Here is a 16,453-nt window from a genome sequence, read left to right on the forward strand (position 1 = left end):
CGCGGAATGGCCGCAACTTCCGTGAAGTTGTCGCCACGGGCCGGGCGGGAGGTGCGGGGGTGCGGGGGGTGCGGGGGGGTGCGGGGGGGTGCGGGGGGGGGCGGGCGGTGCGGGCCGGGCGGGGGCTCGGCGGTGCGGGCGGTGCCGCACCGCCGAGAGCCGGGGTCAGGCGACGACCGAGACCATGCGTCCCTGGACGACGATGACCTTGCGGGGCTCCTTGCCCGCCAGGCTGGCCGCGACCGCCTCCAGGGCCGCCGCGCGCACCGCGTCCTCGGACGCGTCCGCGGGGACCTCGATCCGGCCGCGGACCTTGCCGTTGACCTGCACCGGGTACGTCACCGTCTCCGCGACCAGCAGCGCCGGGTCGGCCGCCGGGAAGTCCGCGTACGCCAGCGAGGCGTCGTGGCCCAGCCGCCGCCACAGCTCCTCGGCGATGTGGGGGGCGAACGGGGCCACCATCAGCACCAGCGGCTCGGCCACCTCGCGCGGCGTGGCCGGCAGCCGGGTCAGCGCGTTGGTCAGCTCGATCAGCTTGGCGATGGCGGTGTTGAACCGCATCCCCTCCATGTCGGAGCGGACCCCGTCGATCACCCGGTGCAGCAGCCGCCGGGTCGCCTCGTCGGCCGGGTCGTCGGTGACCCGCAGCTCGCCGGTCTGCTCGTCGACGACCGCCCGCCAGACCCGCTGCAGGAACCGGTACGACCCGACGACCGCCCGGGTCTCCCACGGGCGGGACACCTCCAGCGGGCCCATCGACATCTCGTACACCCGGAAGGTGTCGGCGCCGTACGCGGCGCACATGTCGTCGGGGGTGACCACGTTCTTCAGCGACTTGCCCATCTTGCCGTACTCGCGGCGCACCTCCTCCTCGCCCAGGAACCAGCGGCCGTTCTGCTCGACGACCTCCTCGGCCTGCACGTAGGAGCCCCGGGCGTCGGTGTACGCGTACGCCTGGATCATGCCCTGGTTGAACAGCTTGCGGAACGGCTCGAACGACGAGACGTGGCCCAGGTCGTACAGCACCTTGTGCCAGAACCGGGCGTACAGCAGGTGCAGCACGGCGTGCTCGGCGCCGCCGACGTACAGGTCGGTGCCCCCGCAGTCGCCGTCGCCGCGCGGGCCCATCCAGTACCGCTCGTTCTCGGCGTCGACGAACCGGTCGGCGTTGGTCGGGTCCAGGTAGCGCAGCTCGTACCAGCAGGAGCCGGCCCACTGCGGCATCACGTTGGTCTCCCGGGTGTACCGCTTCGGGCCGTCACCCAGGTCCAGCTCCACCTCGACCCAGTCGCGCCGGCGCGACAGCGGGGTCTCCGGGTCGGTGTCGGCGTCGTCCGGGTCGAACGTGCGCGGTGAGAAGTCGTCCACCTCGGGCAGCTCGACCGGCAGCATCTCCTCGGGCAGCGCGATGGCCGCGCCGGTCTCGTCGTACACGATGGGGAACGGCTCGCCCCAGTAGCGCTGCCGGCTGAACAGCCAGTCCCGCAGCCGGTACGTCACCGCGCCGGCGCCGTGCCCGTTGGCCTCCAGCCACTCGATGATCCGGGCCTTGGCGTCGGCCACCCCCAGGCCGTTCAGGTCCACGCCCCGCTCCGGCGCGGCGCTGTTGATCGCCGGGCCGTCCCCGGTGTACGCCTTGCCCTCGAAGCCCTCGCTGGGCTGCACGGTCCGCACGATCGGCAGGTCGAAGACCTCGGCGAAGTCCCAGTCCCGCTCGTCCTGCGCCGGCACCGCCATGATCGCGCCGGTGCCGTAGCCAGCCAGCACGTAGTCGGCGATGAAGATCGGGATGCGCCCGCCGGTGACCGGGTTGGTCGCGTACGCGCCGACGAAGACGCCGGTCTTCTCCCGGGTCTCCGCCTGCCGCTCCACGTCCGTCTTGGCCGCGGCCGCCTTCCGGTACGCCTCGACGGCCGCGCGCGGGCTGGCGTGCCCGCCCGTCCAGGCGTCCCTCGTGCCCTCGGGCCAGGCGGCCGGCACCAGCGCGTCGACCAGCTCGTGCTCGGGCGCCAGCACCATGTAGGTGGCGCCGAAGACCGTGTCCGGCCGGGTCGTGAACACCCGGATCGGCTCGGCGTCGGTGGGGAACTCGATGTGCGCGCCCTGCGAGCGGCCGATCCAGTTGCGCTGCATCAGCTTGATCGGCTCGGGCCAGTCCAGGGTGTCCAGGTCCTCCAGCAGCCGGTCACCGTACGCGGTGATCCGCATCATCCACTGCTTCAGGTTCCGCTTGAACACCGGGAAGTTGCCCCGGTCGGAGCGGCCGTCGGCGGTGACCTCCTCGTTGGCCAGCACGGTGCCCAGGCCGGGGCACCAGTTGACCGGCGCCTGCGAGACGTACGCCAGCCGGTGGTCGTCGACGATCGCGCGCCGCTCGGCCACGGACAGCTCCGCCCAGGGGCGGCCGTCGGGGGTGGGGCGGTTGCCGCCCTCGAACTCGGCGATCAGCTCGGCGATCGGCCGGGCCTTCCTGGCCTCCCGGTCGTACCAGGAGTTGAAGATCTGCAGGAAGATCCACTGGGTCCAGCGGTAGAAGCCGGTGTCGATGGTGGCCACCGAGCGGCGCTCGTCGTGGGCCAGCCCCAGCCGGCGCAGCTGCGCTTTGTACCGCTCGATGTTCGCCACGGTGGTGGTGCGCGGGTGGGTGCCGGTCTGCACCGCGTACTGCTCGGCGGGCAGGCCGAACGCGTCGAAGCCCATCGCGTGCAGCACGTTACGCCCCGCCATCCGCTGGTAGCGGGCGAAGCAGTCGGTGCCGATGTAGCCCAGCGGGTGCCCGACGTGCAGGCCCGCCCCGGACGGGTACGGGAACATGTCCAGCACGTACAGCTTCTCCGCGCCCGCGCGCGGGTGACCCGCGTCGGCCAGCGGGCCGGCCGGGTTCGGAGCGTGGAAGGTGTCCTCCCGCTCCCAGTAGTCCTGCCAGCGGTTCTCGATCTCGTCGGCCAGGGCCGCGGTGTACCGGAACGGGGGGATGTCGCCCGCCGCTGCTGCCTCACTCATGGCGTCTCCTCGCTTCGCTCGTCGCCGCCGGCCATGCCCCGGCCGGGCTGGGTGCTGACCTCGCTCGGCGCGGTCATGTCGGGTATGGGGAGTGGATCCGCTCGCCGCGTCGCCGCCCGGCGGCGGTCGGATGCCGCCGCCGGCGTGGCGGACGCGGTGCCCGCCGCCTGTCGCGGGGCGCGGTGCCGCCGCCCGGCGGAGGGCACAAAAAAGCCCCTCGCGCAGGAGGGGCCGCCGTGCCGTCGCGCGTCAGCGCATCAGCACGGCCCGGTAAGAAGCAGGAAGACTCCAGCCATGACGGGCAGTGTACCCCGTTCGTCCGGACGGCACCCCGGCCGCACCGCCAGGTGGGACTCCCGCCCCCCGCGTGGCTCCCCCGTCAGACAGATATTCCGGGCGTAACCGACCGACTGCCTGCGCGGGTCGGCGGTGACGGTAAACATAGTTAGCCTGAGAGGCCAGTGAGAAATCTGCGGCAGACGAGTCTCCCGTCGCGAACCAAAGGGCGGGGCCAGGTGCTCTGAACAGAGCTGCCGTTCCGGCGACGAGGAGGAGGCCCGTGACACAACAGACCTGGGACGAGGTGGGCGGTCTGCTGCCGCACGACGAGTTCCGCGCCGCCAGCGAGGCCATCGTGGCCAACATCGAGCAGGTCATCGAGGGTAAGACCGCGACCGTGCGCCTCGCCCTCGCCGTCCTGCTCGCCGAGGGTCACCTGCTCATCGAGGACGTCCCGGGGGTCGGCAAGACCAAGCTGGCCAAGGCCCTCGCCCGCTCCATCGACTGCTCCGTGCGCCGCATCCAGTTCACCCCCGACCTGCTGCCCAGCGACGTCACCGGCGTCAGCGTCTACAACCAGGAGACGCACGACTTCGAGTTCCGGCCCGGCGCGGTCTTCGCCAACCTGGTGGTCGGCGACGAGATCAACCGGGCGTCGCCGAAGACCCAGTCCGCCCTGCTGGAGTGCATGGAGGAGCGGCAGGTCACCGTCGACGGGGTCACCTACCAGCTCCAGACGCCGTTCATGGTGATCGCCACCCAGAACCCGATCGAGATGGAGGGGACGTACCCCCTGCCGGAGGCGCAGCGCGACCGGTTCACCGCCCGGATCGCCATGGGCTACCCGGACCCCGGGGCCGAGCTGGCGATGCTGGACGGGCACGGCGCGGCCGACCCGCTGCAGGAGCTGCGCCCGGTCTCCGACGCCGACACGGTCCGCCGGCTGATCGCCACGGTCCGCCAGGTGCACGTCGCCGACGCGGTCAAGCAGTACGCCGTCGACCTGGTCACCGCCACCCGCGAGGCCGCCGACCTGCGGCTGGGCGCGTCCCCGCGGGCGACCCTGCAGCTGCTGCGCACCGCCCGGGCCGTCGCCGCCCTGGAGGGGCGCGACTACGTCCTGCCCGACGACCTCCAGGTGCTCGCGGTGCCGGTGCTCGCCCACCGCATCATCCCGACCGCCGACGCCCAGCTCGCCCGGCGCACCACCGACGCGATCGTCTCCGAGCTGGTCCACCGGCTGCCGCTGCCGCACGACCGCAAGCGCTCCCCGTACGACACCCGGTCCGACGGCAACGGCCGCGCTCCGTACGAGCCGCGGAGGCGGTGACCGTGCGCGACGGGCTCCGGGGGCTCACCACCCGTGGCCGCTCGTTCCTGGCCGCGGCGGTGGCCGCGGCCGTGTCCGCCGCCATCCTCGGCGAGAAGGACCTGCTCCGGGTGGCCGTGCTGCTCGCCGTCCTGCCGCTGCTCGCCGCCGCCTACGTCGGGCGCAGCCGCTACAAGCTGGCCTGCAGCCGGTCGCTGGAGCCGCACCGGGTGCCGGTCGGGGCCAACTCCCGGGTGGTGCTGCGGTTGCAGAACCTGTCCCGGCTGCCCACCGGCACCCTCCTGCTGGAGGACCGGCTGCCGTACGCGCTGGGCAGCCGGCCCCGGGTGGTGCTGGAGCGGCTCGGCGCGCACCAGGCCAGCTCGGTCGCGTACACGGTCCGCGCGGACGTGCGCGGCCGGTACGACGTCGGGCCGCTGGTGGTCCGGCTGACCGACCCGTTCGGGCTCTGCGAGCTGACCCGGGCTTTCCCCAGCACCGACCACCTCACGGTCATCCCGCAGGTCACCCCGCTCCCCCCGGTCCGGCTCCCCGGCGAGTACGCGGGCAGCGGCGACAGCCGGGCCCGCTCGGTGGCGGTGCACGGCGAGGACGACGCGGCGACCCGGGAGTATCGGATGGGCGACGACCTGCGCCGGGTGCACTGGAAGTCCACCGCCCGCACCGGCGAGCTGATGGTCCGCCGCGAGGAACAGCCCTGGGAGAGCCGGGCCACCGTCGTGCTGGACACCCGCGCGTACGGTCACCGCGGCGACGGCCCGACCGCCAGCTTCGAGTGGACGGTCTCCGCGGCGGCGAGCATCGCCGTGCACCTGCGCCAGTCCGGGTACAAGCTGCGCCTGGTCACCGGCAACGGCGCGGACGTCGACGCGACCGAGGGCGGCGGGGAAGGGCTGCTGCTCGACCACCTCGCCGAGGTGCGGCTGGACCCGCGCGGCGAGATCACCACGCTCGTCCAGCGGGTCCGGCAGCGCGCCGACGGCGGCCTGATCATCGGCCTGTTCGGCTCCCTGGGCACCGCCGAGGCGGAGCTGCTGGCCGGGCTGCGGGGCAACGGCGCGACCTGCGTCGGCTTCCTGCTGGACAGCTCCACCTGGCTGAACCTCCCGGAGCGAGCCCGGGCCGAGGCCGACCACGCGCACGGCGCCGCCGCGCTCGCGCTGTTGCAGAACGGCTGGCGGGTGATCGGCGTGGAGCACGGCGCCCGGCTGCCGGCGCTGTGGCCGCAGGCCGGCCGGGGTTCGCAGGGGTTCGCCCTGCGGGCGGCGCTCGCCGAGACCGTCGCGGGCGGCGTGAAATGAACCGTCGCGGGCGGCGTGAAATGAGCCGTCGCGGGCGGCGTGAAGTGAGCCGTCGCGGGCGGCGTGGAGTGAGCCGTCGCGGGTGGCGTGGAGTGAGCCGTCGCGGGTGGCGTGAGACGAACCGTCGCGGGTGGCGTGACGTGACCGGAAGGGTGATCCCGTGACCGCGACGCGCAACCTCGGGTTCGTGGCCGCAGCCGCGACCCTGCTGGCGTCGGCCCCGCTGTCGGCCATCTTCCAGCGCTGGACGTGGCTGGTGCAGGCCGCCATCGCGGTCGCGGTGGTGGCCGGGGTGGCCGCGCTGACCCGGCTGGTCCGCGCACCGCTGTGGGGGCAGGCGCTGGGCATGGTCGGCGGGCTGCTGCTCGCGCTCACCTGGCTGTTCCCGGGCGGCACCGAGCTCGTGCCGTTCCTGCCCAGCCCGGGCACGTTCACCCACTTCGGCGGGCTGCTCAGCGCGTCCGTGCAGGACATGCGCACGCAGACCGTCAAGGTGGACGACACCGACCCGCTGCTGTTCGTCGCCGTGCTCGGCGTCGCCGGGGTGGCGATCGTGGTCGACGTCCTCGCCGTCGGGCTGCGCCGCCCGGCGCTGGCCGGGCTGCCGATGCTGGCCATCTACTCGGTGCCGGTCGCGGTCTACGTCGACAGCGTCCCCGCCGTGCCGTTCGTGGTCGGCGCCGCCGGCTACCTCTGGCTGCTGGTCACCGACAACGTCGACCGGGTGCGCCGGTTCGGCCGCCGGTTCACCGGCGACGGGCGGGACGTCGACGTGTGGGAGTCGTCCCCGCTGGCCGCGGCGGGCCGCCGCCTGGCCGTGGTCGGGGTGGCGCTGGCGGTGGCCCTGCCGTTGGCCGTGCCCGGCATGACCGGCGGCATGCTCGACGCGCTCGGCGGCGGGGCGGGCAACGGCAACGGACGCCCCGGCCAGGGCGGCAACTCGGGACGCATCGACCTGTTCGCCGCGCTGAGCGGCGAGCTCACCCAGTCCGAGGTCAAGAACTTCGTGAAGGTGACCACGACCGAGCCCTCCCCGTTCTACCTGCGCTTCGGTGTTGCCGACGAGCTGCGCCAGGACGGTTTCCGCGTGCGTACCCCGACCGGCCGGCCCGTGACCCGCGGGGGTCTGCCCGAGGTGGCGGATGCCCGGCCGGGCGTCGAGCAGCGGCAGTACCGGGCCACCGTGGAGGTCACGCGGAACCTCACCATGCGGCTGCTGCCGGTGTACTCCGAGCCGGTGCGCACGGAGGACCTCGACGGCAACTGGCTCTACGACCCGAACCAGCAGGTGCTGTTCTCCAACCGGGAGAGCTCGCAGAGCATGCGCTACTCGTTCGACTACGTCCGGTCGACGTACAGCCCCGAGGCGCTCCAGGCCGCCCGGTCGCTGCCGGCGGATCACCCCGTACGCCTCCAGCAGACCGGCACCCCGCGGGTGTCCGAGGTGGACGCCCTGGTCGCCGGCCTCGTCAGGGGCAAGCGCACCGACTACGACAGGGTGCGGGCCATCTACGACTACTTCTCCGCGGACAACGGCTTCACCTACAGCACCACCACCAAGGGCGGCACCAGCGGCCAGGACATCGTCGACTTCCTCACCAACAAGGCCGGCTTCTGCCAGCAGTACGCCGCCGCGATGGCCTGGCTGGTCCGCGCCGCCGGTGTTCCGGCCCGGGTGGCGTTCGGCTTCAGCAACGGCAGCGGCCCGACCAACGGCACGTACGTGCTGACCAACCGGAACCTGCACGCCTGGACCGAGGTCTACTTCGACGGGATGGGCTGGGTGCCCTTCGACGCCACCCCGGCCAACGGGGTGCAGGGCTCCACCCGGTCGGAGTGGGCGCCCGACACGGACACCCCTGAGCCTTCCACCCCCTCGGCGGGCGACCCGGCCACGCCGGGCGGGATCGATCCGTCCGCCGACCCGGCGGGGCCGAACGTCGCCGACCGGGAGGCCGACCAGGGCCTGGCCCTCGGCGGCGGCACGGCGGCCGGGCAGGCGCCGGTCTGGCCCTGGTGGACCGCCGGACTGCTGCTGGCGCTGCTGCTCCTGCTGGCCGTGCCGGCCCTGCGTCGGGCGGCCCTGCGGCGCCGGCGGGGCTCCCGGGTGGCCGCGGCCGCACCGGCCAGCATGGACACGAGCGCCGACCGGGCCGGCCCGGGGCGGGCGGTGATCGTCGGGCAGGGCGCCGACCGGGCCCGGGCCGACGCGCACGCCGCCTGGGACGAACTGCTCGACACGCTGGTGGACTACCGGGTCCGGGTGGACCGGACGGAGACGCCGAGGGCTACCGCGGAGCGCCTCGTGGCCGACGCGCTCACCGAGGATGCCGCCGCCGTGGAGGCGGTCCGGCTGCTCGGCCGGGCCGAGGAGCGGGCCCGCTACGCCCGTGACCCGCTCACCGGCGAGCCGCTGTACCCGGCCCTGGGCGCCGTGCGCGGCGCGCTCGCCGCGCGGGCCGGCCGGCGGACCCGGATGCTGGCCGCCGTGCTGCCGCCGTCGGTGCTGCTGCGCTGGCGCGCGGCGGTCACCGACACGTCCTCGCGGGTGGTGGCCCGGACGAGCGACGTGCGGTACAGGCTGCTGCGCTGGAACCCCCGCCGACTGCTCGCCGCCCGCACCGGCCGCTGACCACGTCGCCACGGGCGGGGCGGCCCGACACCCGGGCCGCCCCGCCCACGGCCCGGGGGCACCCCATGTCGGCGATACGGCGGCATCCAGGCCGGGGGACACCCCCATGTCGGCGACGGCCGGCGCGGCGGGGGCTGCTGCGGGGCCGGCAACGGCGGCATGGGGGCCGACGGGAGGCGTCGGGCGGGACGGGCACGACGAGCGGCCCGCCGGCGGGCGGGCCGGAGCCGGCGCGGTCCCGTCAGACGACGGGACCGGAGATCAGCGGCGGTGCGGGGTCAGCGGTGCCCCTCCGGGCGCTGCCGCCACCGCTCCTCCATCCGGTCCAGGAACGACGACCTGCGGCCCGACCGCCCGCGGGGGCGCCGGCTGGTCGTCCCGCCGACGACGTGCAGGTCGGGTGACTGCGCCCGGCGGTGCGACTGCACCGCGTACGCCGCCGAACCCAGCATGACGACGAAGCCCGCCACCGCCAGGGGTGGCGTCTTGATCACCGCACCGTAGACCAGCAGGGCCAGCCCAACGATCATCGCGCCGGCAGCGACGAGCAGGCGACGCCGCGCGTGGAAACGCGGGTCGCTGGCGCGCACGGCCGAGGCGAATTTGGGGTCCTCGGCAAGCGACCGCTCGATCTGCTCGAACAGCCGCTGCTCGTGCTCCGAGAGCGGCACGGCACTCCTCCCCGGTCACGCTAGGTCGGCCCGGACGGGTCGACAGACCGTGCAGCCGACCGGCTGCTTACCATCAAGTCTACGAGGGGGGTCGCGCGTCGGAAAGCGGGACGACCTACGGGCGGGGCGGATTTTCATTTTGCCGCCGATCGCGACGACCGAGCAGACTCGCCGGACCTATGACGGACCGCCCGAATCGGGCGGCCGCGGCGTCCACGGCCGCCTCCGCCTCCCGCCAGCCGCGCTCGGGCGCGTCCAGGGTGAGCTGCCGCGGGGTCTCCCCCGCCGGGGCGAGCCCCTCCATCCGCACCCCGACGAGTCGGATCCGCTCGCCCGGGTCCAGGACGGTGTAGAGGGCCCACGCCGTGTCGAACATCTCCCGCGCCGTGTCGGTGGGGACGCCGAGCGTGCGGGAGCGGTTGACGGTGCGGAAGTCGGCGGTGCGCACCTTGATCGACACCGTCCGCCCCACCTGGCCGGCCCGGCGCAGCCGCGCGCCCACCTTCTCGGCGAGCGCGAGCAGGGCCCGCCGGATCTCCAGCGGGTCGGCGACGTCCACGTCGAAGGTCACCTCGGCGCCGATCGACTTCTCCACGTGCTCCGGGGTGACCCGGCGCGGGTCCCGCCCCCGGGCGAGCTCGTGCAGGTGCGTGGCGGCCGCCTCCCCGAGCGCCTTGCGGAGCATGCCGAACGGCGCCTCGGCCACGTCGCCGACGGTCGCCAGGCCGAGGCGGCGCAGCGTCTCGGCGGACCGCTCCCCCACCCCCCACAGCGCGGCGACCGGCAGCGGGTGCAGGAAGTCGAGGACCCGGTCGGCGGGCACCACGAGCAGCCCGTCCGGCTTGGCCCGGGTGGACCCCAGCTTGGCCACGAACTTGCTCGGCGCGACCCCGACCGAGCAGGTCAGCCCCTGCTCCCGCGCGACCCGGGCGCGGATGCGCCGCGCGATCTCGACCGGGGGCCCGAACAGCCGGCGGGCACCGGACACGTCGAGGAACGCCTCGTCGAGCGAGAGCGGCTCGACCAGCGGCGTGACGTCCCGGAAGATCTGCATCACCGCCCGGGAGGCGGCCGAGTATTCCGCCGGGTCGGTCGGCAGGAAGACGGCGTGCGGGCAGAGGGCCCGGGCGCGCGCGGTGGGCATGGCGCTGCGCACGCCGTACCGTCGGGCCTCGTAGCTGGCGGAGCTGACCACGCCGCGCGGGCCGATCCCGCCGACCACGACGGCCCGGCCCCGCAGCTCGGGGCGGCGGCGCACCTCGACCGAGGCGTAGAAGGCGTCCATGTCGACGTGCAGCACGGGTGAGCCGGAGTCGTCGGCGTCCGGCCCGAAGCGCGGGTCGCCACCGCGCGGCAACGACTGACTGCGACCCATTCCCGCAGGTTAGTCGCCCGGTCCGACACCCGGCGGGGTGCCGGCGCGGTCAGCCGCGCACGACCAGCAGCGGAATCGTCATCTCGGCGGCGGTGTCCGCCCCGTGGTACGCGACCAGCCGCGACTCGATCGGCGTCTCCGACCGGGTGGCGACCACGGCGGACGTGCCCCGGCAGACCACCACCACGTCGCCGACCCGGCGGAGGTGCTCCTCGGGCACCGGGCCGAACCAGCCCGTGGCCACCGCCTCGTCCCGGTGCAGCACCCGGGCTGCGTCGCCGAGCACCGCCGACCAGGCGGCCACCACGTCGCCGGCCGCGCCGGGCGCGACGTGCAGGTAACGGACCCGGGGCTCGCCGGCGAGCACCCGCACCCCGGCCCGCAGCCGGGGGTCGGCGTCGAAGTCGATGCGGTCGGCCCACGGCACGTCGAGCTGACCGTGGTCGGCGGTGACCAGCAGCGCGGCGTCCGGGGGCAACCCGTCGACCAGCCGGGCGAGCAGCCCGTCCACCGCCGTCGCGGCGAGGCGCCACGGCTCGGAGTCGAGGCCGCTGAGGTGGCCGTGCCGGTCCAAATCGGGGTGGTAGCCGGAGACCAGGGTCGGTCCGTCGCCGGCGGCGAGCGTGGCGAGCATCGTGGCGGCCAGCGCGTCGACGTCGGCGGCGCCCCGGTAGGCGCCGCCCCGGTTGGCGGCCACGGTCAGCCCGCTGCCGCCGTACTCGGGGCGGCTCACCACGGTCACCGCGACCCCGGCGGCGCGGGCCCGCTCCAGCTGGGTGGGGACGGGCTGCCAGCGCAGCGGATCGGGGTCGCCGGCCCAGTCGATGTGGGTGAGCACCCGGTCGGTGCCGGGCACCCGCACCTTGAAGCCCAGCACCCCGTGCGCGCCGGGCGCCACGCCGGTGCCGAGGGTGACCAGGCTGGTCGGCGTGGTGGACGGGAACCCGGAGGTCAGCGGGCGGCCGACGGTCGCGGCCAGCCCGGCCAGCGTGGGGGCGTAGGGGGCGGCGGTGGGGATCTGGTACCAGCCGAGCCCGTCGACGAGCAGCAGGGCGACCCGCCGCACCCCGGCCAGCGCGGGGGCCAGCCCGAGCGGGTCGGCGGCCCCGGGCACCCCGAGCACGGCCAGCGCGCTGGGCAGCACGTCGGCCAGGCTCCCACCGCCGTAGCGCGGCGCGACCGGCGCCAACGGCCCGCCCGAGGAGGCCGCGCCGGCCGGGACGCAGCGCCGGCCGGGGACGCGGAGGACAGCCGGGAGCCCGGACCCGGGGCGGTCGGGTCGCCGGACGACGGGACGGGACCGGTCATGCCGGCCGGCGGGCGAACAGGTGCAGCTGGGCGGCGAGGTCCCGGTACGGCGGCCGGGCGGCCAGGGCCAGCTCCAGCTCGACCAGCGCGGCCGGCTGGCCGTCCGCGACGGCGGCGGGGAGCAGGTCGGCGAGCACGCGTACCCCGTGGATCTCCTCCACGACGAGTCCGGCGGCGGTGAGCAGCGCCTCGGCGCGCCCGGCGTCGTACCTCCGGCGCAGGGTGTCCCGGGGGCCGGCGGTGCCGGCGGGGTCGGCGGCCAGCGCGGCGGCCTGGTCGAGGTGGCCGTTCATCGCCCGGCCGAGCACGGCGGCGGCCTGCCCGGCGACCAGAACGCTCGCCGCGCCGCCCGGGCGCAGCGCGGCGGCCAGGGCCGCCACCACCGGCGCGGGTCGTCCACCACCTCCAGCACGGAGTGGCAGAGCACGAGGTCGGCGCTGGCCGGCCCGACCAGCCCGGCGAGCGCGTCCCCGTCGCCCTGGAGCGCGCGTACCCGGTCGGCGACCCCGGCCTCGGCGGCCCGGCGGGTCAGCGCGGCGAGCGCGTCGGGGCTGGCGTCGACCACGGTGACCCGGTGGCCGGCCCGGGCGAGGGGGACGGCGAAACCGCCGGTGCCGCCGCCGACGTCGAGCACGGTCAGCTCGTCGTCGGCGCGGCGCTCCAGCTCGGCTCGCAGCACCGACCAGATGACGGCCGTACGGGGGGTCAACGGCGGGCCGGCGAGCCGGCCTCGGGTCTGCTCCACCCCGTCGAGCCTAGTCACCCGGTCCAGTCGTCCGGCGGGTCCGGTGACCGGGAAGGAACCGGACCCGCCGATGGAGGTCAGGACTCGCCGCCGCCCGCGGGGTCCTCCTCGGCACGGGACCGGTGGCTGTTGGCCACCGGCCCGTCGGTCACCGGATACTCCCGGGCCTCCGTGTGCGTCGCCACCCAGTTCGCGCGGAGCCGGGTGCGTCGGGCGTTCGCCACACCGGTGTGCGTGTCGTTCCCCATCACTGGTTCATTCCCCCTTGCCAAGGGCGGGCCGCTCTGCCCGCCCGCTCCATCTTTCCCGCGCGCGCCGCGGACGAGCAGTGATGATTATCACCGGAAATCACGGGACGCCGGGCTGACCGGCGGCTCGATGGCGTCCAGCCGGTCGGCGGCGAGGTTGACCACCCCCTCGTGCCGCTCCAGCCGTCCCCGGACCACCAGGGCGGCGCTGCTCCGGGCCACCCGCCGGTACCGCTGCCACAGCCCCGGCGAGCAGGTGACGTTGAGCATGCCGGTCTCGTCCTCCAGGTTGAGGAAGGTGACCCCGCCGGCGGTGCCCGGCCGCTGCCGGTGGGTGACGAGCCCGCCGACCCGGATCCGCCGACCCGGCTCCACCGCGCCGAGCCGGGCGATCGGCACCGCCCCGAGGGCGTCGAGCCGGTCGCGGAGGAACCGCACCGGGTGGCTCTCCGGGGACAGGCCCGTGGCCCAGACGTCGGCCACGAGGCGGTCCACCGCCTCCATGCCGGGCAGGGTCGGCGCGGTCGCGCCGGTCACCGTTCCGGGCAGCCGGTCCGGCCGGTCCTGGGCCGCCGCCCCGGCGGCCCACAGCGCCTGCCGCCGGGTGAGCCCGAAGCAGGCGAAGGCGTCCGCGGTGGCCAGCGCCTCCAGCTGCGCGGCGGTGAGGCCGACCCGCCGGGCCAGGTCCGGCATGTCCCGGTACGGCCCGTGCGCCGCCCGCTCGGCCTCGATCCGCTCGGCCACGCCCTCGCCGAGGGTACGCACGCCGCCCAGCCCGAGCCGGACCGCCGGACCGCCCAGCCCCCAGGCGTGCGGCGGCTCCCCCGGCTCGCTGCCCCACCGGGTGGCCGGGGTCGACTCCAGCACCGCCCTGGCGCCGCTGGCGTTGACGTCCGGCCGGCGCACCTCGACGCCGTGCCGGCGGGCGTCGTCGACCAGGGTCTGCGGCGAGTAGAAGCCCATCGGCTGGGCGTTGAGCAGGGCTGCCAGGAACGGGCCCGGGTGGTATCGCTTGAGCCAGGAGCTGGCGTACACCAGGTACGCGAAGCTCATCGCGTGGCTCTCCGGGAAGCCGTAGCTGGCGAACGCGGAGAGCTTGCGGTAGACGTCGTCGGCCAGCTCGCCGGTGATGCCCCGCTCGGCCATCCCGGCGTAGAGCCGGTCGGCGATCTGCGCCATCCGCTCCGCCGACCGCTTCGACCCCATCGCCCGGCGCAGCTGGTCGGCGCCGGCCGCGTCGAAGCCGGCCAGGTCGATGGCGAGCTGCATCAGCTGCTCCTGGAACAGCGGCACCCCGAGGGTCTTCTCCAGCGCGTTGCGCATCAACGGGTGCGGGAAGGTCACCGGCTCCTGGCCGCTCTTGCGCCGGATGTACGGGTGCACCGAGCCGCCCTGGATCGGGCCGGGCCGGATCAGCGCCACCTCGACCACCAGGTCGTAGAACTCGCGGGGCCTGAGCCGGGGCAGGGTGGCCATCTGGGCGCGGCTCTCCACCTGGAACACCCCGACCGAGTCGGCCCGGCAGAGCATGTCGTAGACCTCGGGGTCGTCCAGGCCCATGTCGCCCAGGTCCAGGCTCATGCCGATCATGTCGTAGCCGTAGTGCAGGGCGGAGAGCATGCCGAGGCCGAGCAGGTCGAACTTGACCAGGCCGACGGCGGCGCAGTCGTCCTTGTCCCACTGGAGCACGCTGCGCCCCGGCATCCGCCCCCACTCCACCGGGCAGACCTCGATCACCGGGCGGTCGCAGATCACCATGCCGCCGGAGTGGATGCCCAGGTGCCGGGGGAAGGTCTGCAACTCGTCGGCGTACGCCACCACCTGCTCGGGGATGCCCTCGACGTCCACGGCCGCGACCGCGCCCCAGCGGTCGATCTGCTTGCTCCAGGCGTCCTGCTGCCCCGGCGAGAAGCCGAACGCCCGGGCCACGTCCCGCACCGCCGACCGGGGCCGGTACGAGATGACGTTGGCGACCTGGGCGGTGTGCTCCCGGCCGTACCGGGCGTAGACGTGCTGGATGACCTCCTCCCGGCGGTCGGACTCGATGTCGACGTCGATGTCCGGCGGGCCGTCGCGCTCGGGGGCGAGGAAGCGCTCGAACAGCAGCCGGTGCCGGACGGCGTCCACGTTGGTGATCCGCAGCGCGTAGCAGACCGCCGAGTTCGCCGCCGAGCCCCGCCCCTGGCAGTAGATGTCCCGCTGCCGGCAGAACGCGACGATGTCGTACACCACCAGGAAGTAGCCGGGGAATCCCAGCTCCTCGATCATCCGCAGCTCGTGGTCGAGCTGCGCGTACGCCTCCGGGTGCGCCTCGGGCGGCCCGTACCGCTCCCGCGCGCCGTCCATGGTGAGCTCGCGCAGCCAGCTCATCTCGGTGTGCCCCGGCGGCACCGGGTACGCCGGCAGCTTCGGCGCCACCAGTTGCAGGTCGAACGCCAGCTCCGCGCCGAACTCGGCGGCCCGCGCCACCGCCCCCGGGTACGCGGCGAACCGGGCGGCCATCTCCGCGCCGCCGCGCAGGTGGGCGGTGGCCGCGGCGGGCAGCCAGCCGTCGATCTCGTCGAGGCTGCGCCGGGCCCGGACCGCGGCCAGGGTGGTGGCCAGCCGGCGCCGCCCCGGGGTGGCGTAGTGCACGTTGTTGGTGGCCACCGTGGGCAGCCCGGCGGCGGCGGCCAGCTCGGCGAGGGCGTCGTTGCGGTCGGCGTCGACCGGGTGCCCGTGGTCGGTCAGCTCCACCGCCACGGTCTCGGCGCCGAACAGGTCGGTCAGCCGGTCCAGCTCCCGGGCCGCCGCGTCCACCCCCTCGGTGAGCAGCGCGGCGGGCACGTGCCCCTTGCGGCAGCCGGTGAGGACCAGCACGTGGTCGCGCAGCTCCTCCGCGACCTCCTCCAGCTCGCCGTAGTCCGGGCGGCCCTTCTCGCCGCCGCGCAGCTGGGCGCGGGCGATGGTGGCGGCCAGCCGGGCGTACCCCTCGTGGCCGTGGGCGAGCACCAGCAGGTGCGACCCGTGCGGGTCCGGCTCGCCGTTCTGCGGCCCGGGCAGCCCGAGGGAGAGCTCCGCGCCGAAGACCGTCGGCAGGTGCAGCGTGCGGGCCGCCTCGGCGAAGCGCACCACGCCGTAGAAGCCGTCGTGGTCGGTGACGGCGAGCGCGGTGAGCCCCAGGCGGGCGGCCTCCTCGGCCAGCTCCTCGGGGTGGCTCGCCCCGTCGAGGAAGCTGAAGTTGGAGTGCGCGTGCAGCTCCGCGTAGGGCACCGGGTCGTCCGGACGGGGTAGCTCGGGCGGCTCGTACTGCTGCCGCTTGCGGCTCCACGCCGGGGAGTCGCCGCCGTCGGCGTCGACCGCGAGCGGGTCCACCACGTGCAGGTGCCGCTCGCTCCGGTGCCCCGCCCGCCACCGGGCCGCCCGCCGCCGTCGCCGGGCCACTCGGAGAGCACCCGCTCCAGCTCCGACCAGGGCATATTCGGGTTGTGGAAGCTCACCGGAACCTGGTCCCTGGGCCGCCCGGTCCCGCATTCCTGGCGATCTTGGTACGTTTCGACCCCTTCGAGGGCCGAAACGTAC

General features: G+C 75.1%; 7 protein-coding genes and 3 pseudogenes. 3 read left to right on the forward strand and 7 right to left on the reverse strand.

Annotated features, from left to right (window positions below; all coding sequences use genetic code 11):
- Positions 1–165: 165 nt before the first annotated feature.
- Positions 166–3,003: a leucine--tRNA ligase gene (gene leuS / locus JD77_RS03070; protein ID WP_145772943.1), complete on the reverse strand. Its 2,838-nt coding sequence runs from the start codon at positions 3,001–3,003 to the stop codon at positions 166–168.
- A gap of 559 nt (positions 3,004–3,562) precedes the next feature.
- On the opposite strand from leuS, the gene JD77_RS03075 reads away from it, so the two are divergent.
- The 3 genes from JD77_RS03075 (at position 3,563) to JD77_RS03085 (ending at position 8,545) form a co-directional block, all read left to right on the forward strand.
- Positions 3,563–4,612, forward strand: coding sequence for an AAA family ATPase (locus JD77_RS03075; RefSeq protein WP_145772944.1), 1,050 nt, complete (start codon positions 3,563–3,565; stop codon positions 4,610–4,612).
- A 2-nt stretch (positions 4,613–4,614) separates the two neighbouring features.
- Complete coding sequence (locus tag JD77_RS03080; protein ID WP_145772945.1) at positions 4,615–5,913, forward strand: DUF58 domain-containing protein; 1,299 nt, start codon at positions 4,615–4,617, stop codon at positions 5,911–5,913.
- A 160-nt stretch (positions 5,914–6,073) separates the two neighbouring features.
- Complete coding sequence (locus tag JD77_RS03085) at positions 6,074–8,545, forward strand: transglutaminase TgpA family protein (RefSeq protein WP_145772946.1); 2,472 nt, start codon at positions 6,074–6,076, stop codon at positions 8,543–8,545.
- A gap of 278 nt (positions 8,546–8,823) precedes the next feature.
- Here the strand turns inward: JD77_RS03085 and JD77_RS03090 are convergent, their stop codons facing one another.
- The 6 genes and pseudogenes from JD77_RS03090 to JD77_RS03110 form a co-directional block, all read right to left on the reverse strand.
- A complete protein-coding gene (locus JD77_RS03090; RefSeq protein ID WP_145772947.1) occupies positions 8,824–9,216 on the reverse strand; it encodes a DUF3040 domain-containing protein in 393 nt (130 codons plus the stop codon).
- A gap of 115 nt (positions 9,217–9,331) precedes the next feature.
- Entirely contained in the window at positions 9,332–10,591 is a 1,260-nt protein-coding gene (locus tag JD77_RS03095) for a DNA polymerase IV (RefSeq protein ID WP_145772948.1), read from the reverse strand.
- A 49-nt stretch (positions 10,592–10,640) separates the two neighbouring features.
- A pseudogene (locus tag JD77_RS03100) lies at positions 10,641–11,899 on the reverse strand (alkaline phosphatase family protein).
- Positions 11,896–12,662: pseudogene (locus JD77_RS03105) on the reverse strand (methyltransferase domain-containing protein). Before JD77_RS03105 ends, JD77_RS03100 begins: the two co-directional pseudogenes overlap by 4 nt.
- Positions 12,663–12,721: 59 nt before the next feature.
- The gene (locus tag JD77_RS31825) at positions 12,722–12,892 is read right to left on the reverse strand and encodes a hypothetical protein (RefSeq protein ID WP_170286366.1); all 171 of its coding nucleotides are present in this window, start codon (positions 12,890–12,892) and stop codon (positions 12,722–12,724) included.
- Between the two features lie 90 nt (positions 12,893–12,982).
- A pseudogene (locus JD77_RS03110) lies at positions 12,983–16,371 on the reverse strand (error-prone DNA polymerase).
- Positions 16,372–16,453: the final 82 nt, after the last annotated feature.

It is taken from the genome of Micromonospora olivasterospora (assembly GCF_007830265.1).
Lineage (GTDB): Bacteria > Actinomycetota > Actinomycetes > Mycobacteriales > Micromonosporaceae > Micromonospora > Micromonospora olivasterospora.

Bases quoted from the DNA above. Each gene is read 5' to 3' on its own strand.
- JD77_RS31825 (WP_170286366.1), bottom strand. From the start codon at position 12,892: ATGGGGAACGACACGCACACCGGTGTGGCGAACGCCCGACGCACCCGG.
- JD77_RS03095 (WP_145772948.1), bottom strand. From the start codon at position 10,591: ATGGGTCGCAGTCAGTCGTTGCCGCGCGGTGGCGACCCGCGCTTCGGG.
- leuS (WP_145772943.1), bottom strand. From the start codon at position 3,003: ATGAGTGAGGCAGCAGCGGCGGGCGACATCCCCCCGTTCCGGTACACC.